This is a genomic window from Microbulbifer donghaiensis, from assembly GCF_900129095.1.
GTDB classification, from domain to species: Bacteria; Pseudomonadota; Gammaproteobacteria; order Pseudomonadales; family Cellvibrionaceae; genus Microbulbifer; species Microbulbifer donghaiensis.
Genome location: NZ_FQVA01000001.1, coordinates 2,246,586 through 2,272,555, shown reverse-complemented (window position 1 = coordinate 2,272,555; position 25,970 = coordinate 2,246,586). Strand labels below are relative to the sequence as shown.

At 63.2% G+C, this 25,970-nt stretch carries 27 protein-coding genes; 13 read left to right on the top strand and 14 right to left on the bottom strand.

Going from position 1 to position 25,970, the window contains the following annotated elements; genetic code table 11:
* Positions 1-3: 3 nt before the first annotated feature.
* The 4 genes from BUC36_RS09765 (at position 4) to BUC36_RS09750 (ending at position 2,614) form a co-directional block, all read left to right on the top strand.
* A complete protein-coding gene (locus BUC36_RS09765; protein WP_073274119.1) occupies positions 4-561 on the top strand; it encodes a gamma carbonic anhydrase family protein in 558 nt (185 codons plus the stop codon).
* A gap of 34 nt (positions 562-595) precedes the next feature.
* The gene (locus BUC36_RS09760; RefSeq protein WP_073274115.1) at positions 596-1,510 is read left to right on the top strand and encodes a LysR family transcriptional regulator; all 915 of its coding nucleotides are present in this window, start codon (positions 596-598) and stop codon (positions 1,508-1,510) included.
* Positions 1,511-1,573: 63 nt separating this feature from the next.
* The gene (locus tag BUC36_RS09755; RefSeq protein ID WP_073274113.1) at positions 1,574-2,071 is read left to right on the top strand and encodes a DUF2938 domain-containing protein; all 498 of its coding nucleotides are present in this window, start codon (positions 1,574-1,576) and stop codon (positions 2,069-2,071) included.
* Between the two features lie 24 nt (positions 2,072-2,095).
* The gene (locus BUC36_RS09750) at positions 2,096-2,614 is read left to right on the top strand and encodes a hypothetical protein (RefSeq protein ID WP_073274111.1); all 519 of its coding nucleotides are present in this window, start codon (positions 2,096-2,098) and stop codon (positions 2,612-2,614) included.
* A 22-nt stretch (positions 2,615-2,636) separates the two neighbouring features.
* Here BUC36_RS09750 and BUC36_RS09745 read toward each other — a convergent pair whose 3' ends face one another.
* Entirely contained in the window at positions 2,637-3,524 is an 888-nt protein-coding gene (locus tag BUC36_RS09745) for a LysR family transcriptional regulator ArgP (protein ID WP_073274109.1), read from the bottom strand.
* Between the two features lie 108 nt (positions 3,525-3,632).
* Here BUC36_RS09745 and BUC36_RS09740 point away from each other — a divergent pair, with 108 nt between their 5' ends.
* Both BUC36_RS09740 and BUC36_RS09735 read left to right on the top strand, forming a co-directional pair.
* Positions 3,633-4,235, top strand: coding sequence for a LysE/ArgO family amino acid transporter (locus tag BUC36_RS09740; protein WP_073274107.1), 603 nt, complete (start codon positions 3,633-3,635; stop codon positions 4,233-4,235).
* A 175-nt stretch (positions 4,236-4,410) separates the two neighbouring features.
* Positions 4,411-5,841 carry an MATE family efflux transporter gene (locus BUC36_RS09735; RefSeq protein WP_073274103.1) on the top strand — a complete coding sequence of 477 codons (1,431 nt, stop codon included), beginning with the start codon at positions 4,411-4,413 and terminating at the stop codon, positions 5,839-5,841.
* A 142-nt stretch (positions 5,842-5,983) separates the two neighbouring features.
* On the opposite strand, the gene BUC36_RS09730 is transcribed toward BUC36_RS09735, so the two are convergent.
* From BUC36_RS09730 to BUC36_RS09680, 11 genes are all read right to left on the bottom strand, one after another.
* Positions 5,984-6,385, bottom strand: a complete 402-nt coding sequence (locus BUC36_RS09730) for a hypothetical protein (protein WP_234994938.1) — start codon at positions 6,383-6,385, stop codon at positions 5,984-5,986.
* Positions 6,386-6,546: 161 nt separating this feature from the next.
* A complete protein-coding gene (locus BUC36_RS09725) occupies positions 6,547-7,659 on the bottom strand; it encodes a 5-(carboxyamino)imidazole ribonucleotide synthase (RefSeq protein WP_073274098.1) in 1,113 nt (370 codons plus the stop codon).
* Between the two features lie 46 nt (positions 7,660-7,705).
* Positions 7,706-8,197 (bottom strand): 5-(carboxyamino)imidazole ribonucleotide mutase, encoded by a 492-nt coding sequence (gene purE / locus BUC36_RS09720; RefSeq protein WP_084535781.1) that lies wholly within the window; start codon positions 8,195-8,197, stop codon positions 7,706-7,708.
* Positions 8,198-8,470: 273 nt separating this feature from the next.
* Positions 8,471-9,313 (bottom strand): shikimate dehydrogenase, encoded by an 843-nt coding sequence (aroE, locus tag BUC36_RS09715; RefSeq protein WP_073274096.1) that lies wholly within the window; start codon positions 9,311-9,313, stop codon positions 8,471-8,473.
* Entirely contained in the window at positions 9,310-9,768 is a 459-nt protein-coding gene (locus BUC36_RS09710; RefSeq protein ID WP_073274094.1) for a hypothetical protein, read from the bottom strand. The genes aroE and BUC36_RS09710 overlap by 4 nt, the downstream gene beginning before the upstream one ends.
* Positions 9,769-9,934: 166 nt before the next feature.
* Positions 9,935-10,840 (bottom strand): oxygen-dependent coproporphyrinogen oxidase, encoded by a 906-nt coding sequence (hemF, locus tag BUC36_RS09705; protein ID WP_073274092.1) that lies wholly within the window; start codon positions 10,838-10,840, stop codon positions 9,935-9,937.
* A 149-nt stretch (positions 10,841-10,989) separates the two neighbouring features.
* The gene (locus BUC36_RS09700; protein ID WP_073274089.1) at positions 10,990-11,556 is read right to left on the bottom strand and encodes an L-threonylcarbamoyladenylate synthase type 1 TsaC; all 567 of its coding nucleotides are present in this window, start codon (positions 11,554-11,556) and stop codon (positions 10,990-10,992) included.
* A gap of 221 nt (positions 11,557-11,777) precedes the next feature.
* Positions 11,778-12,173 carry a tetratricopeptide repeat protein gene (locus BUC36_RS09695; RefSeq protein ID WP_073274087.1) on the bottom strand — a complete coding sequence of 132 codons (396 nt, stop codon included), beginning with the start codon at positions 12,171-12,173 and terminating at the stop codon, positions 11,778-11,780.
* An 81-nt stretch (positions 12,174-12,254) separates the two neighbouring features.
* Complete coding sequence (locus BUC36_RS09690) at positions 12,255-12,710, bottom strand: DUF6265 family protein (protein ID WP_073274086.1); 456 nt, start codon at positions 12,708-12,710, stop codon at positions 12,255-12,257.
* Between the two features lie 176 nt (positions 12,711-12,886).
* The gene (gene dprA / locus BUC36_RS09685; protein WP_073274084.1) at positions 12,887-14,041 is read right to left on the bottom strand and encodes a DNA-processing protein DprA; all 1,155 of its coding nucleotides are present in this window, start codon (positions 14,039-14,041) and stop codon (positions 12,887-12,889) included.
* A 79-nt stretch (positions 14,042-14,120) separates the two neighbouring features.
* Complete coding sequence (locus BUC36_RS09680) at positions 14,121-15,191, bottom strand: LysM peptidoglycan-binding domain-containing protein (RefSeq protein WP_073274082.1); 1,071 nt, start codon at positions 15,189-15,191, stop codon at positions 14,121-14,123.
* 380 nt (positions 15,192-15,571) lie between these two features.
* Between BUC36_RS09680 and def the strand changes: the two genes are divergently transcribed.
* The 5 genes from def to BUC36_RS09655 all read left to right on the top strand — a co-directional run bounded on the left by def (position 15,572) and on the right by BUC36_RS09655 (position 21,378).
* The gene (gene def / locus BUC36_RS09675) at positions 15,572-16,078 is read left to right on the top strand and encodes a peptide deformylase (protein ID WP_073274079.1); all 507 of its coding nucleotides are present in this window, start codon (positions 15,572-15,574) and stop codon (positions 16,076-16,078) included.
* A 64-nt stretch (positions 16,079-16,142) separates the two neighbouring features.
* Positions 16,143-17,105 carry a methionyl-tRNA formyltransferase gene (gene fmt, locus BUC36_RS09670; protein WP_073274811.1) on the top strand — a complete coding sequence of 321 codons (963 nt, stop codon included), beginning with the start codon at positions 16,143-16,145 and terminating at the stop codon, positions 17,103-17,105.
* Positions 17,106-18,425 (top strand): 16S rRNA (cytosine(967)-C(5))-methyltransferase RsmB, encoded by a 1,320-nt coding sequence (gene rsmB, locus BUC36_RS09665; RefSeq protein WP_073274077.1) that lies wholly within the window; start codon positions 17,106-17,108, stop codon positions 18,423-18,425.
* A 30-nt stretch (positions 18,426-18,455) separates the two neighbouring features.
* On the top strand, positions 18,456-19,841 hold the full coding sequence (gene trkA, locus BUC36_RS09660; RefSeq protein WP_073274075.1) for a Trk system potassium transporter TrkA: 1,386 nt from the start codon (positions 18,456-18,458) through the stop codon (positions 19,839-19,841).
* Positions 19,842-19,926: 85 nt separating this feature from the next.
* Complete coding sequence (locus BUC36_RS09655) at positions 19,927-21,378, top strand: TrkH family potassium uptake protein (RefSeq protein WP_073274073.1); 1,452 nt, start codon at positions 19,927-19,929, stop codon at positions 21,376-21,378.
* 40 nt (positions 21,379-21,418) lie between these two features.
* On the opposite strand, the gene BUC36_RS09650 is transcribed toward BUC36_RS09655, so the two are convergent.
* Complete coding sequence (locus BUC36_RS09650) at positions 21,419-21,832, bottom strand: hypothetical protein (protein WP_073274071.1); 414 nt, start codon at positions 21,830-21,832, stop codon at positions 21,419-21,421.
* A gap of 53 nt (positions 21,833-21,885) precedes the next feature.
* The gene (locus BUC36_RS09645; RefSeq protein WP_073274067.1) at positions 21,886-22,770 is read right to left on the bottom strand and encodes a lysophospholipid acyltransferase family protein; all 885 of its coding nucleotides are present in this window, start codon (positions 22,768-22,770) and stop codon (positions 21,886-21,888) included.
* 162 nt (positions 22,771-22,932) lie between these two features.
* Here BUC36_RS09645 and glyQ point away from each other — a divergent pair, with 162 nt between their 5' ends.
* Together glyQ and glyS are read left to right on the top strand one after the other, a co-directional pair.
* Positions 22,933-23,889, top strand: coding sequence for a glycine--tRNA ligase subunit alpha (gene glyQ / locus BUC36_RS09640; protein ID WP_073274065.1), 957 nt, complete (start codon positions 22,933-22,935; stop codon positions 23,887-23,889).
* Positions 23,889-25,970, top strand: coding sequence for a glycine--tRNA ligase subunit beta (gene glyS / locus BUC36_RS09635; protein WP_073274063.1), 2,082 nt, complete (start codon positions 23,889-23,891; stop codon positions 25,968-25,970). The genes glyQ and glyS overlap by 1 nt, the downstream gene beginning before the upstream one ends.

Sequence of the window (25,970 nt, the reverse complement as noted above, 5' to 3'; positions counted from 1 at the left end):
TCTATGTCCCCACTGCGCTCTCACGGCGATTCCGAACGCGAAACCTGCCCACAGCTCGGCAACGGCGTCTATGTCGATCCGCAATCCGCCGTTATCGGCGACGTCGTCCTGGGCGATGACAGCTCCGTGTGGCCGATGGCGGTAATCCGCGGCGATATGCACCGCATCCGCATTGGCGAGCGCACCAGCGTGCAGGACGGTGCCGTACTGCACATCACCCATGCCGGGCCCTTCAATGAGGATGGCTGGCCGCTGATCATCGGTGACGACGTCACCATCGGCCACAAGGCCTGTCTGCATGGCTGCACCGTTGGCAGTCGCGTACTGATCGGCATAGGCTCCATCGTCATGGATGGCGCGGTGATCGAGGATGAAGTGGTGCTGGCCGCCGGCGCTTTGGTGCCGCCGGGCAAGAAACTCGAGAGCGGCTTTCTCTACGTCGGCGCACCCTGCAAGCAGGCGCGCCCGCTGTCGGACAAGGAAAAAGAGTTCTTCCGCTACTCTGCCGCCAATTACGTCAAGCTGAAGAATCAATACCTGACCGAACACGAGCAGCCCTGATTTAGCGCCCGCAATCCGCACACAGGGAAGTCCCATGAACAACCTCAACCTGGACCAGCTGCGCACCTTCGTCGCCGCCTGCGAGAAGGGTTCCTTCTCCGCCGTGGCGCGGGACATGGGCCGCGCCCAGTCCGCGGTCAGCAGCCAAATCCAGAACCTGGAACTGGATCTCGGCCTGGACCTTTTCGACCGCAGTGGCAAATACCCAAGCCCCACGGCGGCTGCCCAGGCGCTGTTGCCGCTGGCGCGCCAGGCCATTGGCCAGCTGCGCCGTTTCCAGCAGGCGGCGGACTCCTACCAGAGCGGCGAGGAGCCGCTGCTGCGCATCGTCTTCGAAGAGCTGGTGATGCCGGACAAGCTGAACGACATGCTCGCCGCCTTCAGCGAACGCTTCCCGCACACGCAAGTCCGCGCCTGCAACGCCAGCCACGAGTGCGCCATACGCCGGATCGCCGAGGGCGATGCGGATTTCGCCTTTGTCACCACCCGCGACCACTACCCGGACGAAGTGGATTTCAACAACCTGGGCCAGCAGCGCATTCTGACCCTCGCCTGCCCCGAGCACCCGCTGGCGCAGATGCCCGGCGCCGCCCTGAGCGAAGCGGCCCAGTACCGGCAACTGGTCGCGGCCTCGCCGTCCGCCAAGCGCCGCTGGCAGCTGTCGCCGCAAACCTGGCACAGCGACTCGCTGCTGCAGGCACTGGACCTGGCCTGCAAGGGCGTCGGTTGGGTCAACGCCCCCTACGAGCTGGCGCGCCCCTTCCTGAAGAGCGGCAAGCTGGTGGAGCTGAACCTGACCAACGCGCTCAGCGCATGGAGCCTCGGCGTCGACCTGTTGTGGTCCGCCAGCACGCCCCAGGGCACCGCCGCGCGCTGGTTTGCACGGGAGGCGCGGCGCCTCTACGGCAACTACTACAGCCCACCTATCGAAGTGGCCGATAGCATCTAACTTTTATCGATCGCCGGCGTCGCCGACACTGCAGCCTCCATCGGCTTGAGGAGGTGTCGGCAGGTGAGCGACTCATTTCAATTTCTGTTCTTTTCCGTTTTGATCGGCGTCGGCGCCACCGCCTTTATGGATCTCTGGGCGCTGTTGCGCCTGCGCTTCTTCGGCGTGCCGTCGCTGGACTGGGCCCTGGTCGGGCGCTGGCTCGGCAGTATCCCCCGCGGGCGCTTCGCCCACGCAGGAATCGCCACTGCCACTGCCGTGCGCGGTGAGCGCGCGCTCGGCTGGTGCGCCCACTACGCCACCGGCGTTGTTTTCGCGGCACTGCTGCTTTCGATCTGTGGTCTCGACTGGGTCCGCCAGCCGACGCCGCTGCCGGCCCTGGCCTTCGGGCTCGCCACCGTGGCCGCGCCCTTTTTCATCATGCAGCCGGCGCTCGGTGCCGGTGTAGCCGCTTCCAGGACACCGAATCCCCGTCGCGCCCGCATCAACAGCCTGCTCACCCACGGGGTTTTCGGCATGGGCCTGTACCTGTCCGCGCTTCTGTTACAGAAACTGATTTAATCCGACCAACGAGGAGTCACCGTCATGAACGAGGAACAGCACCTGCAAGCACTGGAGGCCTTCTCCCGGCACTATCGCTACGATACAGGCTACCTGAAGGAATTCCTGAACGGCTCGCCGGAGGGCTTCGAGAAATTCGCCGACTTCCAGCCGCTCGCCACCCACCGGGAGTTCCTACCGCTGGATATTTTCTGGGTCAGCAAACTGGCCGCGATGCAGGTGGCCGACTGCGGCGAGTGCCTGCAGCTGAATGTGCGCATGGCGCTGGAGGCGGGTATAGAAAAATCCATAGTGCAGGCCTGCCTGCAGGGCGGCAGCCGCCTGCCGGAAAACCTCAAGGATATTTTCGACTTCGCCACCTCGGTGGCCAGCTATCGCAATATCGATCCGCTGTTGGAGCAGCGCATCGATGCACAGCTGGACCAGCGCCAGCGCATCGAGCTGGGAGTCTGCGTGGCCACCGCTTCGGTGTACCCGACCATCAAGCGGGCCATGGGTTACACGCAGAGCTGCAGCCTGGTGGAAATCGAATTCGCGGCCTGAGCAGTATTTGCCGGCGCAACGACTAGCGCACCAACAGCCGCTCCGCTGCACGCACAAGCTGGCGGGTGAGTTCTGCCAGCAGCTCACCACCGTGGCGCCAGTGATGCCAGTAAAGCGGCACATCCAGCGGCCGCTCCGGCAACAGCTCGACCAGTTCACCGCGGGCCAGCTCGCCGGCCACCTGCAGCTCCGGCACCAGACCCCAGCCGAGGCCGTTCGAGATCAGGCGGACGAAACCTTCCGAAGATGGGCACAGGTGGTAGGCGAAGCTGCCCGCCACGCCCAGCGATTCCAGGTAGCGGTGCTGGAGGTAGTCGTCCGGGCCGAAGACGATGGCCGGGCTGCGCGCCATTGCGGCGGGCGTCACCGGGCCGGGAAAATGCCGGGCGATAAACGCCGGGCTGGCCAGCGCCCGGTAGCGCATGGCTCCCAGCTCAACACTGCGCGCACCGGCGACCGGGCGCTCGGCGGCGCAGACGCACGCCGCCACGTCGCCGGTACGCATGCGTTTGAGGCCGACCTCCTGATCCTCCACCACCAGATCCAGCAATAGCCGCTGCGCGGCACAGAAATCGGCCACGGCCGGCGCCCACCAGGTCGCCAGGCTGTCGGCGTTGATCGCGATGCGCAGTCGCTCCGGCCCGCCGCCCTCGTCGAGCGCCGGCACCTGCCCCTGGAGGTCGCGCTCGAGCAGGCGCACCTGCTGCACGTGGTTGAGCAGGCGCCGGCCCAGCTCGGTGGGCTGCGGCGGTGTCGCCCGCACCAGTACCGGTTGACCCACCCGCGCCTCGAGCAGCTTGATCCGCTGCGACACCGCCGACTGCGACAGGCCCAGAAGCAGCGCGGCCCGCTCGAAACCGCCCTGCTCCACCACGGCGGCGAGTGCGGAGAGCAGCTTGTAGTCGAACATATCGATTTTCCTAATGGGAGATCAGCAAAATTTGTTTTTCTTATAACACCTTCCAGCCCACACTCACCACTGTCATCTCTACCCGAGAGAAAATGGAGTAATACTGGAATGTGGCAGAGTTACCTGAACGGGCTGCTGGTGGGCGCCGGGCTTATCGTCGCCATCGGCGTGCAGAATGCCTTCGTGCTGGCACAGAGCCTGCGCCGCGAATACCACCTGTCGGTGGCCGCGCTCTGCGTCTTGTGCGACGCGGTGCTGGTAGCCGCCGGAGTCTTCGGCCTGGCCGCGCTGCTGCTGGAGAGCCCGGCCCTGCTGGCGGTGGCGCGCTGGGGCGGCGCGGCCTTTCTGCTCTGGTACGGGCTCAAGGCCCTGCTCCGCGCCCTTCGCCCGCAGGGGCTGGAACAGGCCGCGGAAGCCGGTCCCCGCTCGCGCCGTGCGGTGCTGCTCACCGCCCTGGCGGTGACTCTGCTGAACCCGCACGTCTATCTGGACACGGTGTTGCTGATCGGCTCCCTCGGCGTCCAGCAGGCCGAACCGGGCGCCTATGCGCTGGGCGCCGCCAGCGCGTCGCTGACCTGGTTCTTCGGCCTCGCGCTGGGTGCGGCCTGGCTCTCGCCCTGGCTGGCGCGCCCCGCGACCTGGCGCCTGCTCGATCTCGGTGTGGCCATCATGATGTTCGGCGTGGCCGCACAGCTGTTGATCGACAACTGATAACAAACTGCAGACAGGTTCCCGGGACTTGACCCCAAGCACTATCGAGGCGTTATTCTCCCGTCCGCAGACTGTCGATTGGCAGCCTGCCCAGACGACCAGTTGCAACTCCCGCGGGAATCCGGCGGGGGGTCTCACCCCAGTTTTACCCGGACAAGCCGGTGGATACCCGACCATGACCGAATCCAGCACCCTCTCCGCCAGTGCGCCTCCCGCAAGCGCGCGCTCCCTGTGGCGCGAACTTGTGAACGCCATCCGCGGTACCGAGGCGGACTACACCCGCATCGGCATGCGTCGCGCCGTATTCCTGCTGGCGGTGCCCATGGTGCTTGAGCTGGTCATGGAGGCCACCTTCGCGGTGGTGGATATCTACTTCGTGGGCAAGCTCGGGGCTTCGGCCGTCGCCACCGTGGGCCTGACCGAAACCTACCTGTTCCTGCTCTACGCCATCGGCATAGGTCTCGCCACCGCCGTCACCGCCCTGGTAGCGCGGCGCGTCGGCGAGAAGAGGAGTGCCGACGCGGGCCTCACGGCGGTGCAGGCGATTTTTATTGCCCTGCTGGTTTCACTGCCGTTTGCGCTCACCGGCATCTTTTATGCCAGGGAACTGCTGGCGCTGATGGGCGCGGATGCCTGGGCGCTTGAAGAGGGATACAGGTACACCCAGTGGATGCTGGGCGGCAACGCGGTGATCATGTTGCTGTTCGTGATCAATGCCGTCTACCGCGGCGCCGGGGACGCGGCCATCGCCATGCGCGTGCTGTGGATCGCCAACGGCATCAATATGCTGCTCGACCCCATCCTGATATTCGGCCTGGGGCCGATTCCCGCCATGGGCATCGAGGGCGCCGCCATAGCCACAAACATCGGCCGCAGTGTAGGCGTAGCCATGCAGTTGTGGATCCTCTTCCGCGGCGGCAAGCATATCCGCGCATTCGGCTCGCAGCTGGTGTGGAATTCGAAAGTGGCCCTCGAAATTGTGCGCACGGCACTCGGCGGTATCGGCCAGATGATCGTGGCCATGACTTCATGGATATTCCTGATGCGCATCCTCGCCGAAGTGGGCAATGATGCGGTGGCCGGTGCCACTATCGCCGTGCGCATCATGATGTTTACCCTGATGCCCGCCTGGGGCCTGTCCAACGCCGCCGCCACCCTGGTGGGCCAGAACCTGGGCGCCGGGCAGCCGGGCCGCGCCGAGTCCTCCGTGTGGCTGATCGGCCTGTACAACATGATTTTCCTGCTCGGCGTATCGGTGGCCTACTTCCTCTACTACGAGCAGCTGATGGGCATTTTCACCGCGGACGCGGCGGTGATCGCCATCGGCGGCGAGTGGCTGCGGATTCTCTCCTACTCCTACTTCGTCTACGGCTGGTGGATGGTTTCGGTACAGGCGTTCAACGGCGCCGGCGATACCGCCACCCCCACCAAGATCAACCTGGTGTTTTTCTGGCTGATCCAGATACCGCTGTGCTGGTACCTGGCGGTACCCCTGGACTGGCAGCACTCCGGCGTCTTTTGGGGGGTATTTATCACCGAGACCTCGGTGGGGCTGTTTACCCTATGGCTCTTCTCCCGTGGCAGCTGGAAAACCCGCGAGATCTAGGGGCAATACGATTGAATTAACACTCACCCCCCTGTAGGAGCCTGCTTGCAGGCGAAGGGCTACGGAGTTCCGTTCTCGTTCGCCTGCAAGCAGGCTCCTACAGAGGTGGCCCAACCGCATCGAGTCCAGAAGCGGTTCAGGGTTATTTTCCCTGCACGCGCAGCAATCCGGACGCGGCGATACCGCCGAGGGCGCAGGCGAGGATGATCACCAGCGGTGTCATCATGCCCAGCGCCACCGCGCCGGGGCCGTAACCGCGCATCGGCAGCAACAATAGCAACATAATGCCGGCCGGAATCAGCGACAGGAAAAAGCCGCGCGCCAGCCACGACTTGCGCCACGGCAGTAGGAAGATCAGTCCGCAGATTCCGCCCCAGACGATGCGCTGGTACAGGTAGGTGTTGGAGAGGTAGGGCGCTATGTCGACACCGACCCAGCGGGTGAAACCGTAGTGACCCATGGCCCAGAGACCCAGCGCATAGGCCAGTCCGGCAAGGCAGCCAGCAGCAAAACAGACGGAAAGGTTTTTAATAAATTCTCGCACCGATACCCCCATTTATTGATCCCCGCCGGGAAAAAACCCGACGGGACAAACGGGCATCAGTATGCCAGATCTCGCAGTAAGGACCGCGAACGGGTTTCAAACTCAGGTGGGACTGGCGCTAAGTTAAGGCCGGCAGCAGGCCCGCCCCGGCCTTAACTTAGTCAGGCAGGTCTTTTGGATGGGCCGTAGAGTGCTTCCAGCATGCTGTCGATACGCGCAGCCAGCGCCTCCTGGGAGTCGTCCAGCAAAATCACATGCCCCATCTTGCGCCCCGGGCGCAGTTCCTTGCCGTAGGACCAGACACCCTCGTTAGGCAGTGCCGGTTTCTCGTCGACGCCCAGCATATTGATCATCACCGCGGGGCGGTCGCAGTGGGTTTCCCCCAGCGGCATGCCGAGGATCGCGCGCACATGATTGGCAAACTGGCTGGTTTCCGCACCGGCGAGGGTCCAGTGGCCACTGTTGTGCACCCGCGGTGCCAGCTCATTGATCAGCAGGCCGTTCTCGGTGACGAAACACTCCATGGCCAGCACGCCCACATAGTCCCAGGCGCTCATCAGTTTCGCCAGGTATTCCTCGGCGGTGTGTTGCAGCGCTTCACTGACGTGCGGCGCCGGTGCGGTGGAGACCAGCAGTGTGCCTCGGTAATGGTCGTTTTCCGCCAGCGGGTAGGTCACCACTTGTCCATCCGCGGTGCGGGCGCCGATCAGGGAGACTTCACGGGAGAAGTTCACCCCCTGTTCCACCACGTATTCCATCTCGGGCGCATCACTGATGGCAGCAAGATCTTCATCACTGTTGACCCGCCACTGGTTCTTGCCGTCATAGCCGTGCTCGCAGCTTTTGATGAACGACGGATAACCGAGTTGCTGGACGGCCGCGCAGATCTCGGCGTAGTTGTTGGCCGGCAGGAAAGGTGCCACCGGCAGCCCGACTGCGGTGATGGCGGTTTTTTCCCGCACGCGGTGCTGGGTTGTCTCGAACGCATCCGGGCGCGGGTAGACGGGGCAGAATTTTTCCAGCGCGCGCAGCAGTGCCACCGAAACCTGTTCGCGCTCGGCAGTGATGACTTCGGGGCTGCCCATGGCGCGGTAGAGCGATTCGATATCATCGCCTTCGTGGGCGTGTGCGATGGTGCCGAGACCGTCCACACAAGTGGTGTTCTCGTCACCTTCGGCGAGGAAACTGAATTCGATCCCCAGCGGGCGCGCCTCCTGGGCCATCATCTGCGCCAACTGGCCGCAACCCACTATGCCAACTCGCCTGACTGTCATCTCTGGTACACCTCAACAATTGCCAACTGCTGTTAACGGGCAGAAGTTATTCAACTTCGAAAGGAACGCCTGCGCTCTGGTTCTCGCGCCACGCAATCAGGCGCTGCTGCAGTTCCGCGTCGGACAGAGACAGCATCTGCGCCGCCATCAGTCCCGCGTTATAGGCACCCGAAGCGCCCACCGCCTGGGTGGCGACGGCCACACCCTTGGGCATCTGCACAATGGACAGCAGGCTGTCCATGCCGGTCATAAACTTGCTCGCCACCGGTACGCCGATCACCGGCAGCGGCGTCAGCGCCGCGATCATGCCCGGCAGGTGGGCGGAGCCACCGGCCCCGGCAATAATGACCTTGGTGCCGCGCTCGTGCGCCGTGGTGGCGAACTCCACCATCCGCTGGGGAGTGCGGTGGGCCGAAACGACCGCCGTGGCAAAGGGAACTCCCAGCTCAGCGAGGGGCTTGGTCGCCATTTCCATGGTCGGCCAGTCGGATTGGGACCCCATCACAATGGTGACTTTTTCAAACGGAAGCTGTTTCACTTGCGGTTAACTCCAGTGTTTCGCACGCGCCGGTGAGGCGCTATTCGCCGCCAGCAGCGGGGAAGGAAACGGGTCTCGCCACAGGAAATGCCCGACCCGGCCCAAAATTAAGGGGCGAGAGGATACCAAAACTCCGGCAGAAAGTACGCCACATGGCGCTTTGCGGTGGTTTCGGCCTGTAGTTTCGACGGTTTCGCGCCCGTTACAGGCCCTAGAACGATAGTCTGGCGGGATGGTCACGGCATCTTTCCGTGACCGATCAGTGAAGAAGAGTTATTTGGCGCTGGCGTCACGCTTATTGCGCAGTTCCGCCCGCAGCATATCCAGCACCGGCGCCACTGCCGGGCGCACGCCCCGCCACAGGTAAAAGGCTTCCGCCGCCTGCCCTACCAGCATACCCAGCCCATCGGCAGTCTCAGCTCCCAACTGCTCCGCCCAGCGCATAAACGGGGTCGGCTCGGCACCGTAGACCATATCGTAGGTGCGGCACCCCTGCGCCAGCGAGCGCGGCGACAGCGGCGGCAGTTCGCCGGAGAGGCTGGCGGCGCTGGCATTAATCACCAGGTCGAAACCCGCCGGCACCGCGTCCAGCCCGCTGGCGGTAATGCGGCCATACCCGGAAAAATCCTGCGCTAGCTGCTGCGCTTTTTGCGCGGTGCGGTTGGCGATATGGATCACCTGCGGCCCCTCTTGCAATATCGACAGCAACGCGCCGCGGACGGCACCGCCGGCGCCGAGCAGCAGTATTTTATTGCCGCGGATTTCCCAGCCCAGGTTGTCGCGGATATCGGCCACCAGGCCTGCTCCATCGGTATTGTCGCCGAGCACACTGCCGTCGCCCTGTTTTGCCAGGGTATTTACTGCGCCTGCGGCGCGGGCGCGCTCGGTGAGTTGGTCCGCAAACCTGCAGGCGTCCAACTTGAACGGCGCTGTGACATTCAGACCGCGACCGCCACCGCTAAAAAATTCCCGCGCAAAGTCCGCGAAGCGGTCTTTTTCCACCAGGTGTTTTCCGTAGTGGATGTCTTCTCCGGTCTGCGCGGCGAAGGCGCCGTGAATCTGCGGCGACAGTGAGTGGGCTATCGGGTTGCCGACCACGGCGTACTGGTCCGTCACCTGGCCGATCCCTTGGCCGATCCCTTGCGCGCGCGCACGGCGCCGCGAATCTTCACACTCTCGTCGACGAGGATCAGGCCGTCAATTTTCAGGCCACCCTCCGTGTCGGTCACCAGGTAGCGGGTGGTGGAGCTGTAGAGTTCCGCGCTCTTGTCGCCCTGCGGGTACAGCAATATCCAGTTCAATGTCGCCAGGCTGCTGTTGTCATTCAGCTCGATCACATCGGTGACCGTGCCGACGATCTGGCTGACCTGCAGGCGGCGATAGGCATTCAGCAGTTTGTCGACCTGCTGAACGAACTCTTGCCGCGTCACTGTCAGCTTGCTGCCATCCTCGCGATAGTAGTGCAGTGGGAAGCGGTAAAAGTCCGCGACCTGCTCCGCGTCGCCGATTTCGAATTGGCGGCGATACTCCAGGAACAGTTTATTAATATCTTCCAGTCGGGCCTTGTGCACAGCGCCTCCCCTTGGTTCGGTTTGTAGGATGGGCAAAGGAGCGTAGCGACGTGCCCATCAATCGGTATCCGATGGGCACGAGCCCGCCATGGATGGCGGGCATGCAGAAAACGCAGGGAGCAGTTTTCTGCCTTCGCTTTGCCCATCCTACGGATAGGAATCTCCGTTAAATCCAGTCGCGGTGCGGCAGGAAATCCGTGTAGAGTTTTTCTTCCGCGGAGCCCGGCTCCGGGTGCCAGTCGTACTGCCAGCGCACCAGTGACGGCAGCGACATCAGGATCGATTCGGTACGCCCGCCGCTCTGCAAGCCGAACAGGGTGCCGCGATCGTAGACCAGGTTGAACTCCACGTAGCGGCCGCGGCGGTACAGCTGGAAATTGCGCTCGCGCTCGTCGTATTCAGTGTGCTTGCGCTTCTGCACGATCGGCAGGTAGGCATCCAGGTAGCTGTCGCCGATAGCGCGCATCAATGCAAAGGCGTTTTCGAACCCACCCTCGTTGAAGTCGTCGAAAAACAGCCCACCGACACCGCGCGCCTCTTGGCGATGCTTCAGGTAGAAGTAGTCATCACACCATTTCTTGAAGCGCGGATACACCTCTTCCCCGAAAGGCGCGCAGGCATCTCGCGCGGTGCTATGCCAGTGCACCACATCTTCGTGACAGCCGTAATACGGGGTCAGGTCGTAGCCGCCGCCGAACCACCACACGGGTTCCGCGCCGGGCTTCTCGGCAACGAACAGGCGCACATTGGCGTGGCTGGTGGGCACATGGGGATTGCGCGGGTGGATCACCAGCGACACGCCCATCGCCTCGAAGGAGCGCCCCGCCAGTTCCGGGCGGTTGGCCGTCGCCGAGGGAGGCAATCCATCACCGTAGACGTGGGAGAAATTGACTCCGCCTTTCTCGATCAGCGCGCCCTCTTCCAGCACGCGGGTGCGGCCACCGCCTCCGCCGGGTCTCTCCCAGGCGTCTTCGCGGAACTCGGCGCCATCTTCGGCGCCGAGGGCATTGCAGATACGATCCTGCAGGTCCAGCAGGTAGTTCTTAACGGCGTCGATATCGACTTCACTCATGGTAGGAAACAACTGTCTGTTTAGGGGGATCGGGTGCCGGCGCGCAAGAGCCTTCAGCCATGTCAGCGAAAGAACCTTCAGCCATGTGAGCGAAAGAGCCTTCAGCCATGTGAGCGAAAGAGCCTTCAGCCACGTGAGCAAAAAAGCCTTCAGCCGCCCGGGCGCAAAATTCTCCCGCTGATCAAGTCGCGGATCTCGCTGGGTGCACTGCGACCGCCGGTGGCACCGCCGCCGACGAAGTCCAGCTCGTCGCCGAAGTAGCGCAACACCTGATATTTCTGCCGCGCCGGCTGGCATCCCGCAGGATTGGCCGAGGTGGACACGATAGCACCGCCGAAGGCGCGCGTCAGCGCCGCGGTGAACGGGTGATCGGTGCAGCGCAGGGCCACCGAGTGGTGGGCGCCGCTGATCCAGGGGGGTACGCGTTCGAAATGGGGCACCAGCCAGGTGACCGGGCCGGGCCAGGTGCTGTGCATTTGCTGAAGCTGGCTGCCGCTCAGGTTCTGCAGCAGTTCGCCGAAGTCGGCCTCATCACCGGATACCAGGATCAGGCCCTTCTCCAGCGGGCGGTTCTTGAGACGCAGCAGCTTCTCCACCGCCTGCAGGTTGTGCGGATCGCAGGCCAGGCCCCACACGGACTCGGTGGGGTGGGCTATGACACCGCCCGCGGCCAGGACGCGGACGGCTTCTTTTACTGCCAGCGGCGAATATTTCATTACAGGACGCCGAAGATGGTTTCCATCATCGGCAGGTAGCAGTCGGAATCCGTCAGGACGGCGACAAAAGGCTTGCCCATTTCAGCTCTCTTCACACTGTCGACTTGGGAAAGCGCGGCAATCTAGCGGATTGCACTTCGCTGCACAAGTTTTAGTCTGGCAGACTCACGTCCTTATGTGGGGAAATGCTGTCTCGTCGCGCAATGACCGACTCGCCGCGACTAGTGGGAAATGTACCACCACCAATTTGGGTTGTGCCGAACGCGAACTTGTTGCGCGGTATTCTCCGGCGCAATGTCTTCTCCAAGCCGTTCCATTTTGCGTTGGTACTGCCGCAGGTTGTCATCGCTGCCCGCCAGCTCCATCGCCTGTCGGAAGTTTCGCCGGTAATTTCCACTACCCAATTGATAGCGCGCCATGCCGAGTAAAAAGTGGAAGCGGTGGTCCGCCCCTTCGATCGCGATGGCATCCTGGGCGAATTCTGCGGCCGAACTGTATTTCCCGCGCCTATAGGATTTCAGTGCCAGGGCGTACCAGTAATAGGGGTTTTTCTGACGGTATTGTCGCAAGCGTGCGGCTAACTCGGCGGCGACGACCAGATTGCCCTTTTCGTGCAACGCCCGCTCGAGATTGGAAAGCGCCGAAAGATTGTCCCCGTCAAATGTAAGGGCTGTCTGGTACGCGGCCGCTCGTGCGCCCTACTGCAATGGCCGGCGAAAGTTCAAGATGAATCGCTTGCCCTTAGTTCCCGCGACCGATACCCGCAGTCGATTCGGATCCAGCAGACGGTACTCCAGCCGGCTGGGAAAATCGTGCTCAGGGTTCTCAAACACCGCCTCGTTGTCACGACAGGCCGTCATCTTAAACGCCACCGGCAGCGCATTGTGGCTGACCTTGGCCAGATAGAAGATCTCACCGGACATCTCGGTCAGGCGCAGTATTTCTATGTCCCTGTCGCCACCGGAGTTTTCCGTCTCGCTCGCACCTATGCCCTCGAACGTATGAGCGCTGACTCGCTGCCAGCGCTCCATCATCTGTTTGCTGGCATCCTGGTAGTGCCAGCTGCCAAGTAACCACTGCAAATCGTCCAGGGACGTGCAACTCTGCGCTTGAGCGGCCATAGAAGCCGCACCGGTGAGCGCAATGGTCGCCATAGCCAGCCTGCATATCGACACAATCACCTCCTCCCGGATCGGCGTATGGAATAAAGGCGCCTGCGCATCTGTCCATAACAATCGAACTAGTGGCGCACCAGAACGAGTATTGACGTCACCGGCTTGAGTCGCGAATCGGGCGACGGCAAAGCCATCGCTGCCTCTCGTTCGCCTCTTCAATCAACCGGCTGCAAATAGGCCGCCCCTCGCGGAGTGAGCTGGTAGCCGCCGGGAACCTGCTCGATCAAACCCGCCAACTCCAGCTGTAGTAACAGCGCTAGTAACTCCCCGGCACTTTCACCACTATCTCGTGCCAGTTGCTCCAAACTGCGGGGATCCCCACCCAGAGCGTCGATCACACGCAAGTCGCGCGGCTGCAATTGCCGGCGAGCAGCGGGCGGTGCGTTGGTGGCCGGCGCCGCGGTGGTCGCCGGCTCTGCCAGCAGGCCGCCCAGCTGCCCGGCGATATCCGCGCTCGTCTCCACCAAGGCAGCGCCGTCTTTGATCATACGGTGACAGCCGCGCGCCAGCGGATTGTGAATCGAGCCGGGAATCGCAAATACCTCGCGGTTCTGTTCCAGCGCGAGCCGCGCAGTAATCAGCGAACCGGAACGCAGCGCCGCCTCCACCAGCAGCACGCCGATCGAAAGACCACTGATAATGCGATTACGGCGCGGGAAGTTCGCCGCCTCCGCAGGACTCCCCAGCGGCAGCTCACTGACCAGCGCACCGCCGCCGGCGACAATCTCCTCTGCCAAGGCGACATTGCGCCGCGGGTAGAGCCGGTCGACGCCGCTGCCGAGTACCGCGACGGTGACACCGCCGGCCTTGAGCGCACCCCGGTGCGCCGCCGCATCCACGCCAAGCGCCAGCCCGGAAGTAATCGCAAAGCCGGCTCCGGCCAGGTCCGCGGCAAACGCGTGCGCATTGTCGAGGCCGCCGGCACTCGCGCGGCGGGCGCCGACGACAGCAAGCTGTGGCAGCTGCAGTGCGCCGCGAGCACCGCGGACATAGAGCAGCGGCGGTGGGCGGGATATCTCGGCCAACAGGTGTGGGTAGTCCTCGTCGCCGCAATGAATGAGCGCTACACCGGCGTCTGCGCAGCGCTCGCGCTCCGCATATGTCCAGGTGAGCAGTGCGCTCTGTTCGCCGCAACGCGCAAATTCTCGCCACTGTTGTTGGGCGCGCGCGGGCAGTTTGTGCAGCAGGGAATCGGGGAGGGAGTGCAGCGCCGCGACGGGGCTGTCGAAGTGTTCGAGTAGTTGCCAATAGCGGCCGGGGCCCATGCCCTCCAGTCGCAGCAGGGCCAGGGTGGCGGTCAGCGCGTCCATGCGATCTACCGTGTGTTTCTGTTTTTTCAGCAGACAGGCGGGCCAAACAGAAAGACCCGCCGCCTATTCAACTTGGCGCTTAGGGATTGCGCGCCAGGTCCATGACCTCGAGCGGGCGATCTGCCTCCAGCACCAGGGCGAGACTCATTTTCTCGAAAGTGCGGAACACCATCATCACACCGGCGCGTTCGTCCGGGAGTTTGACGTTGTCGCGCGCGATACGGTCGCGCACGATAGCGCCGCGCTTGTATATGGCCAGCACATGGCCGGGCTGCAGGCCCTCGCGTTCGCCCTGGTTAACCACCACCACGTCGTACTTGCCGATCTGGGTAACACCCTCTTCTACGCCGAGGATCACGCCTTCCACCGGCATCGGCGGAGCACCCGGCTGGAACAGCGCGGCGATGGAGCGCTCTTCCACCGGCAGCAGCCGGTCTTCCAGGCGGATTTCACGGGCGGTGCGTGCAACGCCCAGCGTGGCTACCGCAAATTCCTCGCGGCGATCCGGGTCCAGCTGCAGCAGATCGACGGTAGCGATATCCAGCGCCTGCTGGCCCAGGGTTTCTCCGGTTACCGGATCGACGTAAACCGGACCGGGGCGGTAGATGCCGTAGGAGGCCAGCGGCACACGGAAATCGCCGCGGGCGTAAATTTTTTCGCCGGCCCCCATCAGGATGCGCTGATCGGCGCCGGAAACCACGTAGGGGGTGCCCCTAAATGCGTCGGGCGCCACGATACGGGTGCGCGACAGGAAGGCATTGATGGCGTCCAGCGGAATGGCGGGAATCGCCTCGCCCACGGCCTCGCGGCGCACTTGCGGGTGCAGGCTGGTGCTGTCCGCTGCCGGCGTCAGCTTGTAGGCGGCCGGGCCGCGCTCGAGGTGCAGCTGCGGCTGGCCTTCCACGTAAACCAGACGCAGCCGGTCGCCCGGATAAATCAGGTGGGGGTTTTCGACTTGTGGATTGACCTGCCAGATTTCCGGCCAAAACCAGGGCTGGGCGAGGAATCTGCCGGAAATATCCCAGAGTGTGTCGCCCTTTTGCACCACATAGACATCCGGGTGATTCGGATTTAGGCGCACTTGATCCTGCGCCTGAATGCCAAAAGTCACCGCCAGCATTGCGGCAGCGGCCAGGATTATTTTTTTCATGGAAGCATTCCTATGCTCTTTATCGCTATAATTCACAGCGCCGGGCCGCTGCGCCACCGGGAATCAGCCCGGGAGAGTAGCTGGAGCCTGACGCGAAGCGTCAGCAAAATATATGACTCCATTCGGCAAATATCGAGCGCGATCATTATGTTATCAGCGCAAGTTCCACGATTACTAGAGGTTTGTCACAGCTGGACGGCTCTGGAAATCGTGGCGAGCGCGTAACTGGTGGTAACCGTCGGAGCGGATCAAGCGGTGTATACCAGAAGTACACGAGCATAGCCCGCCCCGCGAGAGTGGCGAGTGCTTTGCGTATTCCGAACACCGCCGGCCGCCGCCAGGGGCGCGCACACTAGATTTATAGAGATGCCCAGGGTGTTATGGCCAAACTTGAGATTCTTGAATTCCCCGATCCGCGCCTGCGGCAGGTCGCAAAACCTGTCTCTGAGGTGACCGACGAGCTGCGCCAACTGGTCGACGATATGTTCGAAACCATGTATGCAGCGCCCGGAGTCGGCCTCGCCGCGACCCAGATCAATGTGCACCAGCGCATCGTGGTCATCGACGTGTCTGAAGACCAGAGCGAGCCGCTGGTGTTTATCAACCCGGAAATCGAGGTACTGGAAGAGGAAATTCACCAGTACGACGAAGGCTGCCTGTCGGTGCCCGGTTTTTACGAGACGGTCGAGCGACCGCGCAAGGTGCGCGTGAAAGCGCTGGATCGCGCCGGCGAGGCCTTTGCCATCGAGGCCGAGGGGTTGCTGGCGGTCTGTATCCAGCATGAGGTGGATCACCTGGACGGCAAACTGTTCGTGGACTACATCTCCCCTCTCAAGCGCAATCGCATCCGCTCCAAACTGGAAAAGGCCCAGCGCCAGCGCGCCTGACACGCTTCCGACAATTCAGATGACCCGCCGCCGCATATTGCGGCGGCTCTTCCACACCGAATCTATGACTCAGCCCCTGAATATCATCTTCGCCGGCACGCCGGACTTTGCCGCCGTGCACCTGCAGACGCTGCTCGACAGCGAGCACAATGTCATTGCCGTCTACACCCAGCCGGACCGACCGGCGGGACGCGGCAAGAAACTGCTCGCCAGCCCGGTCAAGCAGCTGGCGCAGCAGCAGGCTATTCCCGTCTACCAACCTGTGAGCCTGCGCGACGAGCAGGCCCAGGCGGAACTGGCCGCACTGCAGGCAGACATCATGGTGGTGGTCGCCTACGGCCTGATACTGCCGCAGTCGGTTCTCGATACCCCGCGGCTCGGCTGCGTCAACGTGCACGCGTCCCTGCTACCGCGCTGGCGCGGTGCCGCGCCGATCCAGCGCGCTATCGAAGCCGGCGACGCCGAGAGCGGTGTGGCCATCATGCAGATGGAGGCCGGCCTGGATACCGGCCCGGTGCTGGTAGAAAGCCGCTGCGCCATCACCCCGGCCGACACCGGCGGCAGCCTGCACGACAAGCTGGCAGAGCTAGGCGGACCGGCACTGCTCGAGGCATTGCGGCAGCTGGCCGCCGGCGCCGCCACCCCGCAGATCCAGGATGATTCCCGCGCCAATTACGCCGACAAGATTTCCAAGGAGCAGGCGCGCATCGACTGGCAGCGCCCCGCCGAAGAGCTGCACCGGCAGATTCGCGCCTTCAATCCGTTTCCGGTCTGCTGGACGACGTACGCCGACAGCAAAGGTGAACAGCGCCTGCGTATCTACAGCGCACAACTGGAGCGCGGCTGCCACGGCGATACGCCGGGCACGATTATCGGCGCCGACAACGAAGGTATCCTGGTGGCCTGCGGGCGCGAGGCACTGCGCCTGCAGCTACTGCAGCTGCCGGGCAAGAAGGCTCTGCCGGCGGCGGAAATACTGAAAGGCTACCGGGAGCTATTCGCGCCCGGTACGCAACTGGGACTGTAAATGAAACTCGACGCACGTGGCGACGTACGCGCCCTGGCGGCACAGGTACTGGCTTCACTGCTCGACGGCCGGGGCTCGCTGGCGCGGCTGTTGCCACGCGCCGAAGAACGGGTCGACGAGCGCGATCGCGCACTGCTGCGCGAACTCTGTTACGGCGGCGCGCGCACTGCGCCGCGGCTGCAACTGCTGGCGGGCAAACTGCTGCGCAAGCCGCCGGCGGACATCGAGGTCGAGGCGCTGATTCTGCTCGGGCTCTACCAGCTCGAATACACCCGCATTCCCGATCACGCGGCGATTTCCGCTACCGTCAACGCCGCGCGCACGCTCAAACTCGATCGCGCCACCGGCGTTATCAACGGCGTTTTACGCAATGCCCAGCGCAGCCGCGAACAGCTGCAGCGCAAACTGTCCGGTAATCCTCAGTTCAGCTCCATGCATCCGGCGTGGTTGCAGCAGCGCATCAAGGCCGCCTGGCCAGACGCGGCCGCCGACATCTTCCGCGCCAACAACGCCAATCCGCCAATGACGCTGCGCGTCAACGGCGCCAGGGTTTCCCGCGACGACTACCTGCAGCAGCTCAAGGCCGCGAATATTGCCGCACAGCCCTGTACCATCTCGCCGGTGGGCATCACCCTCGCCGCGGCCTGCGCCGTCAGCGAACTGCCCGGCTTTGCCGAGGGACTGGTCAGCGTGCAGGACGAATCGGCACAGCTGTCGGCACTGCTGCTGGCACCCGCCGCGGAAGATAGAGTACTGGATGCCTGCGCCGCGCCCGGCGGCAAGAGCTGCCACCTGCTGGAACAACAGCCGTCGGTGCACCTGAGCGCCCTGGATATCGATGAGGAGCGCCTCGATCGCGTCGCGGAAAACCTGGCGCGCATCGGCTGTGACGCCGAACTGATCTGTGCCGACGCCGCCGAATCGGACGCCTGGTGGGACGGCCAGCCCTTCGATTGCATCCTGCTGGATGCGCCCTGCTCCGCCACCGGCGTGATTCGCCGCAACCCGGATATCAAGCTGCTGCGCCGCGAGGAGGATATTGCCGAACTGGCACAGCTGCAGGGTCGTATCCTGCGCGCCATGTGGCAGATTCTGAAACCCGGCGGCAAGCTGTTGTACGCGACCTGCTCCGTCCTGCCGGCGGAAAACAGTGAGGTGGTAGCGGCCTTCGTTGCGGAGACCGAGGATGCGAGCGACAATACCCCGCAATTACTGGGCGGCGAGCCCTGGGGCAAACCGCAGGCGGCGGGCATACAGCTGTTTCCGCGGCCCGATGGTGGCGACGGTTTCTACTACGCTCTGCTGAGCAAAGCCGAATAACAGCGGTTAGAACCGCGAGCCTTATCTGATATGAAAATTGTCATTCTCGGCGCCGGCCAGGTGGGCGGGTCACTGGCGGAGGCGCTGGCCTCCGAGCGCAACGACATTGTGCTGATCGACAGCGACGAGAAAACCCTGCGCGAGCTGGGCGACCGCATCGATATCGGCGTGGTCGTCGGCCACGCCTCCCACCCGGATATTCTGCTGGATGCCGGTATCGAGGATGCCGATATCCTGGTGGCGGTCACCAATAACGACGAAACCAATATGGCGGCCTGCCAGATCGCCCACTCGCTGTTTCGCGTGCCCACGAAGATTGCCCGCGTGCGCGCCGCCTCCTACCTGCAATACCCGCAACTGTTCGACACCCAGGCGATTCCTATCGATGTGCTGATCAGCCCGGAGCAGCTGGTATCGGAATATATCGCGCGCCTGATGGAGCACCCGGGGGCGCTGCAGGTGCTGGATTTCGCCGACGGCCGCGTACAGCTGGTGGCGGTGCGCGCCGTTCAGGGCGGGCCATTAGTGGGACACCAGCTGCGCTACCTGCGCGAGCATATGCCCAAGGTGGATACCCGCGTCGCCGCCATCTACCGCCGCAACAGCCCGATTATCCCGCAGGGCGACACGGTGATCGAGGCCGGCGACGAGGTCTTCTTTATCGCCGCGCGCGCAGATATTCGCGCGGTGATGAGCGAGCTGCGCCGGCTGGAACACGGGTACAAGCGCGTCGTGATTGCCGGCGGCGGCAACATCGGCCTGCGCCTGGCGCACAAGCTGGAAAACCGCTACGCGGTCAAGATCATCGAACAGAGCCACGAGCGCTGTGTGTTCCTGTCGGAGGAACTCTCCCACAGCATCATCTTGCACGGTAGCGCTTCGGATCAAGATCTGCTGCTGGAGGAAAACATCGAGGATACCGATGTGTTCCTCGCGCTGACCAACGACGACGAGGCCAACATCATGTCGTCGCTGCTGGCCAAGCGGCTGGGTGCGCGCAAGGTGATGACCCTGATCAACAACCGCGCCTATGTGGACCTGGTGCAGGGCGGCGAGATCGATATCGCCATCTCGCCGCAGCAGAACACGATCGGCAGCCTGCTGACCCATGTGCGCCGCGGCGATATGGTGAACGTGCACTCGCTGCGCCGCGGCGCCGCCGAGGCCATCGAGGTGATCGCCCACGGCGACAGCCGCACCTCCAGGGTGGTGGGGCGCAAGATCGAGGATATCGACCTGCCGGAGGGGGCCGCCATCGGCGCCATCGTCCGCGAAACCGACGGCGGCAGTGAAGTGCTGATTGCCCACGACGACGTGGTAGTGCAGAGCGACGATCACGTGATCGTATTCCTGGTGGACCGCCGGCAGACGCGCCACGTGGAGCAGCTGTTCCAGGTGGGCTTCAGTTTCTTCTGATTATTCGAACACGGGAGCTGGAAGTGTCCGGCGGTAGCGCGCGGCGCCTCCACATATTCATTAGATAACAGGCTGATAGGCGCCGATGCGAATTGCAGTAATTGCGCGAATTTTCGGAATACTCCTGACGGTGTTCAGCCTGACACTGCTGCCGCCTATCGCCGTGTCGCTGTGGTATCACGACAACACCCACACCGCCTTCAGCGCCGCCTTTGTCATCACGCTGGTCACCGGCCTGTTTATGTGGCTGCCGGTGCACGACCTGCGGCAGGAACTGCGCACGCGTGACGGCTTCGTCGTGACATCGCTATTCTGGCTGGTACTGGGCAGTTTCGGTTCGCTGCCGCTGATCATCAGCCCGCAACCGGATCTCGGCGTCACCGATTCGATTTTCGAATCTATCTCCGGACTCACCACCACCGGTGCCACGGTCATCACCGGTCTCGACAGCCTGCCGCCGGCGATTCTCTACTACCGCCAGCAATTGCAGTGGTTCGGCGGTATCGGCGTGATCGTAATCGCACTGGCCATCCTGCCGATGCTGGGTATCGGTGGCATGCAGCTGTACAAGGCCGAAATTCCCGGCCCGGTAAAAGATACGAAACTGACACCGCGCATCGCCGAGACGGCGCGCGCGCTGATCGTGATCTATGTGATCCTGACGATATTGTGCGGCCTCGGTTATTGGTGGGCCGGCATGACAGCGTTCGATGCCATAGGTCACGCCTTCTCCACGGTGGCCAACGGCGGCTTTTCCACCCACGATGCCAGCATGGGCTTCTATGCCAATAACCATGCGATCATGGCTATCTGCATCGTGTTCATGTTTACCGCTGCGATCAATTTCGGTCTGCACTTCTTTGCCTTCCGCAACCGCAGCCTGCGTCACTACTGGCAGGATTCCGAGTTCCGCTTCTGGGTCATGCTGACCCTGTGCGCCGCACTGTCGATCAGCCTGTACCTGTGGTATCTGGGCATGTTCACACCCAGCGGCAGTTTCCTGCACGGTTTCTTCCAGGTGGTTTCCATTGGCACCACGGCCGGTTTCGCTTCGGAAAACTTCTCCGCCTGGCCCGCCTTCCTGCCGTATGTGCTGCTGCTGTTGGGCATTCTCGGTGCCTGTGCCGGTTCCACCTGCGGTGGCATCAAGGCGGTGCGGGGCATGTTGATCATGAAGTCCGGCCTGCGCGAACTGAACCGCCTGGTACACGCCAACGCAGTCATCCCCATCAAGGTAAACCGCAAGATAGTGCCGGAACGGGTCACCGATGCCGTGTGGGGCTTCTTCGCGGTCTACATTCTGTCTTTCTTCGTGTTCACCGTAATCGTGATGGCCACCGGGGAGAACTTCGTCACCGCCTTTTCCACCGTCGCCTCCTGCCTCAGCAATATAGGTCCGGCCCTCGGTGACGCCGCCGCCCACTACGGCTCCGTCAACGAGGTGGCCAAATGGTTCCTGATCCTGGCGATGCTGATGGGGCGCCTGGAAATCTTTACCCTGCTGGTGCTGCTGACGCCGGCCTTCTGGCGCCATTGAGTCGCCCGCACCGACACAGTCGATCGGCAATCTGGCCGAACTACCGTTGACGGAAGCGCGCCATCAACAGAAACGCTAGCGGCACCATCACCAACGTACTGACCCAGCCGGCCAAGTGCCAGAACGTTACCGCGATACCGCTACCCAACAGCGGCCAGTTGAAATAGACAAAGGCGGGCACCACGGCTGCGACCAGCAGCGGCACGGAATGGCGGTCACTGATGCGCCGGATCAGCAGCACCAGTGGCAGGCAGAGAAGCACATTGATCAGCAGGTCGTGCAGCCACAGCAGCGGGTAAAACCAGGCAGTGCCAGTCAGGTTGTCCATTAGCCAGCGCGATACCGGACTGAGCTGCCCGAGGTGCCCCCATAGCAGTGCCAGCGCAAGGAATTGCAGCAATCCGAATACGGCGACGATTGCCAAAGGCAACAGGGAAGGCAGTTTTGGGCTCATAGAAATCTCCGCGGGGATCCGCTAGAGCCTAGCAAGCGTCAGCCTTGCCGCCGTCAGCTCTTGCGATAAATGCGGCTTTTTCCTTCCGGCTGCTTGCGGAAGCGCTTGTACTCCCACTGGTACTGTTCCGGCGCTTCGGCGATACAGGCCTCGACGCCGCGGTTCATCGCCGCCAGCGAAACCTTCTGCTCGTCGCTGTAGATCGCCTGCTCGGCGGGCAGGAACACCAGCTCGAAGCCGCCCTCCACCCGCTTGCCGAAGCCGAACACACAGCGGCAGCCGGTGCGCTGCAGCAGGTTGTGGGCCAGGGTCATGGTCAGCGCCGGCTTGCCGAAGAAGGGGGCGAAGTCGCCGCCCATATCCGGCTCCTGATCCGGCAGCACCATAACGATATTGCCCGCCTTCAGCGCCTTCAGCAACGAGCGCACGCCGTGCATGTTGGTCGGCACCATCGTCGTGCCGGTGGCCTCGCGGCCGGCGCGGATGATCGGGTCCAGCGAGGCGATTTTAGGGGGCGCGTAGAGAGCGGTGGAAGGCCCCAGGGTCGCCAGGTACATGCCAAAAATTTCCCAGTTGCCGGTGTGCGGCATCAATACCAATACACCGCGGCCGTCGTCGGCGCGGTCGGACAGCAGCTGCTGGTTGCGTACCCGCACTATCTGGTCCTCGCTGTGGTTCCACGGCTGGTGCCAGATGGTTGCCACTTCGCAGCCGGTAATGGCGGTGTGGACCACGCTGTCGCGGGCGAGCTTTTCCCGCTTGTTCGCGTCCATGGCCGGGTAACAGAGGCCGAGATTGATGCGGCTGATACGCAGGCTATCGCCGCGGGTCAGCACCGCCATCTGGCCGAAAACCCAGCCGAGCCGGCGCGACCAGCGCAGCGGCAGTTTGCCGATCAGTTTGAGTGCGCCGGCAGCCAGGCGCCCCTTGATATCCAATGCAACAACTTCCTATGCAAAATTCGAGTTCGGACAGGCCTGTCCAGGGCCAAGTATGGCCATTCAGTGCGGATTGTGCGGCCGCGGCGCCTTTAGTGCGCAACCCGCTACCGCTATAATTGCGTCCCTTTGCCCAAAGCACATACTGATCCGGAGATAGCGGTGTCCAAGCAATATGACCTCAGCACCTTTCAGGGTTTGATTTTTGCCCTGCAGGATTACTGGGCGCGCCAAGGGTGCGTCATTCTACAGCCTCTGGATATGGAAGTGGGCGCCGGTACCTTTCACCCGGCCACCTTCCTGCGCGCCGTGGGCCCCGAGACCTGGAACGCCGCCTATGTACAGCCGTGCCGCCGCCCCACCGACGGCCGCTACGGCGAGAACCCCAACCGCCTGCAGCACTACTACCAGTACCAGGTGGTGATGAAGCCGTCACCGGACAATATCCAGGATCTGTACCTGGACAGCCTGCGCGCCATGGGCGTGGATCCGGCGGTGCACGATATCCGCTTCGTCGAGGACAACTGGGAGTCCCCCACCCTCGGCGCCTGGGGCCTCGGCTGGGAGGTGTGGCTGAACGGCATGGAAGTCACCCAGTTCACCTACTTCCAGCAGGTGGGCGGGCTCGAGTGTTACCCGGTCACCGGCGAGATCACCTACGGTCTCGAGCGCATCGCCATGTATCTGCAGGGTGTGGAATCCATTTACGACCTGGTATGGACCCGCAACCCGGACGGTTCCCCGGTCACCTACGGCGACGTCTTCCACCAGAACGAGGTGGAGATGTCCCACTACAACTTTGAGCAGGCGGACGTGGAATTCCTGTTCGCCACCTTCGATCACTGCGAGCGTGAAAGCAGCCGCCTGATCGAGCTGGGTCTGCCGCTGCCGGCTTACGAGCAGGTCATGAAGGCATCCCACGCATTCAACCTGCTGGACGCGCGCCACGCCATCTCGGTTACCGAGCGCCAGCGCTACATTCTGCGCGTGCGAACCCTGGCCCGCGCTGTGGCCCAGGCCTACTACGATGCGCGCCGCGCCCTCGGTTTCCCGCTGGCGGCAGCGGAATTGCGCGCGGATATTCTGGCGGAAGAAGTCGAGCAAGAGGAGAAGCAGTAATGGCGCAGGATTTTCTGGTAGAGCTGGGCACCGAAGAGCTGCCGCCGAAAGCGCTGCACAAGCTGATGAGCGCCTTTGCCGACGGTATCGCCCAGGGACTGAAAGGCGCCGAGCTGGAGTTCGGCGAGGTGAAAGCCTATGCGGCGCCGCGCCGCCTGGCGGTGGCGGTGTCCGCGCTGGCCGACAAGCAGCAGGACAAGCAGATAGAGAAACTCGGCCCGGCCGTGCAGGCCGCCTTCGATAAAGAGGGTAAGCCGAGCAAGGCCGCCGAGGGCTTCGCGCGCAGCAACGGCGTCACTGTCGAGCAGCTGAGCCGCGTCGACACCGACAAGGGCGAGCGCCTCGCCTTCGTCAGTGAACAGAAGGGTGCCGCCACCAAAACCCTGCTGGCGGGCATCGTCGAGAAGGCACTGGCACAGCTGCCGATCCCCAAGCGCATGCGCTGGGGCGCGCGCCGCGAGGAATTCGTGCGGCCGGTGCACTGGCTGCTGATGCTGTTCGGCAACCAGGTGGTCGACGGCGAGGTACTGGGGCTGCAGGCCGGCAACACCAGCCGCGGTCACCGCTTCCACTGCAACCGCGAACTGGAAATCCACTCCGCCCACGACTATGTGCAGCAGCTGCGCGAGCCCGGCTATGTGATCGCCGATTTCGCCGAGCGCCGCGAAACCATCCGCGAACAGGTCATGGCCGAGGCGAATAACGTCAACGGCGAGGCAGTGATCGACGACGATCTGCTCGACGAGGTGACCGCCCTGGTGGAGTGGCCGGTGGCCCTGACCGGCCGCTTCGAGGAGCGCTTCCTGGCAGTGCCTGCCGAGGCGCTGATCTCCTCTATGAAGGAACACCAGAAGTATTTTCACGTGGTGGATCCGGACGGGCAGCTGCTGCCGTTCTTTATTACCGTGTCCAATATCGAGAGCCAGGATCCGGCCCAGGTGATTCACGGTAACGAGCGGGTGATTCGCCCGCGCCTCGCCGATGCGGCCTTCTTTTTCGAGACCGACAAGAAGACCAGCCTGGAAGCGCGCCGGGAAAAGCTGAAGCAGGTTATCTTCCAGCAGCACCTGGGCACGGTATACGACAAGACCGAGCGCCTGGCGGTACTGGCAGCGAAGATTGCCGACAGGATAGACGCAAATCCCGACTGGGCCGCGCGCGCCGGTCGCCTGTGCAAGTCCGACCTGGTCACCGAGATGGTGTTCGAATTTGCGGACATGCAGGGCATCGCCGGCTACTACTATGCGGAAAACGATGGCGAGCCGCTCGACGTGGCCAAGGCGATGTACGAGCAGTACATGCCCAAGTTTGCCGGTGACGAACTGCCGCGCAGTGAGACCGGCACCGTGATCGCACTGGCGGATCGCCTCGACACCCTGGTGGGCATCTTTGGTATCGGCCAGCCGCCGAGCGGCTCCCGCGATCCCTTCGCGCTGCGCCGCGCCAGCCTGGGCGTTATCCGTATCCTGGTGGAGAAAAAACTCGACCTGGACCTGCGCGAACTGCTGGAACTGGCCCGCAACAATTTCCCGCGCACCGCGCTGGGCGAATACAACAACGTCGTCGAGCAGACACTGCAGTACATCCTCGAGCGCTTCCGCGCCCGCTACGAGGACCAGGGCATCGCCACCGAAGTATTCCTTTCAGTAGCCGCGCGCAAGCTGTCGCGCCCACTGGATATCGACAACCGGGTGCACGCGGTGCACGCCTTCAGCCAGCTGCCGGAAGCCGAAGCGCTGGCGGCAGCCAACAAGCGCGTGTCCAATATTCTCGCCAAGCTGGAAGGCAATGTACCGCACACGGTAGACGAGAGCCTGCTGCAGGAAGATGCGGAAAAAGCCCTTTACGCCGCCGTGCAAGTCGCCCGTACCGAGGTGGAGCCGCTCTATCAGGACGCAATGTTTGCCGAGGGCCTGGCCGGCCTCGCCGGTCTGCGCGACACCGTCGACAGCTTCTTCGACCACGTGATGGTTATGACCGATGACGAGAAGTTGCGCGATAACCGCCTGGCATTGCTGGCGCAGCTGCGCGCGCTGTTCCTCGAGGTAGCGGATATTTCGCTGCTGGTACCGGCAAAGTAA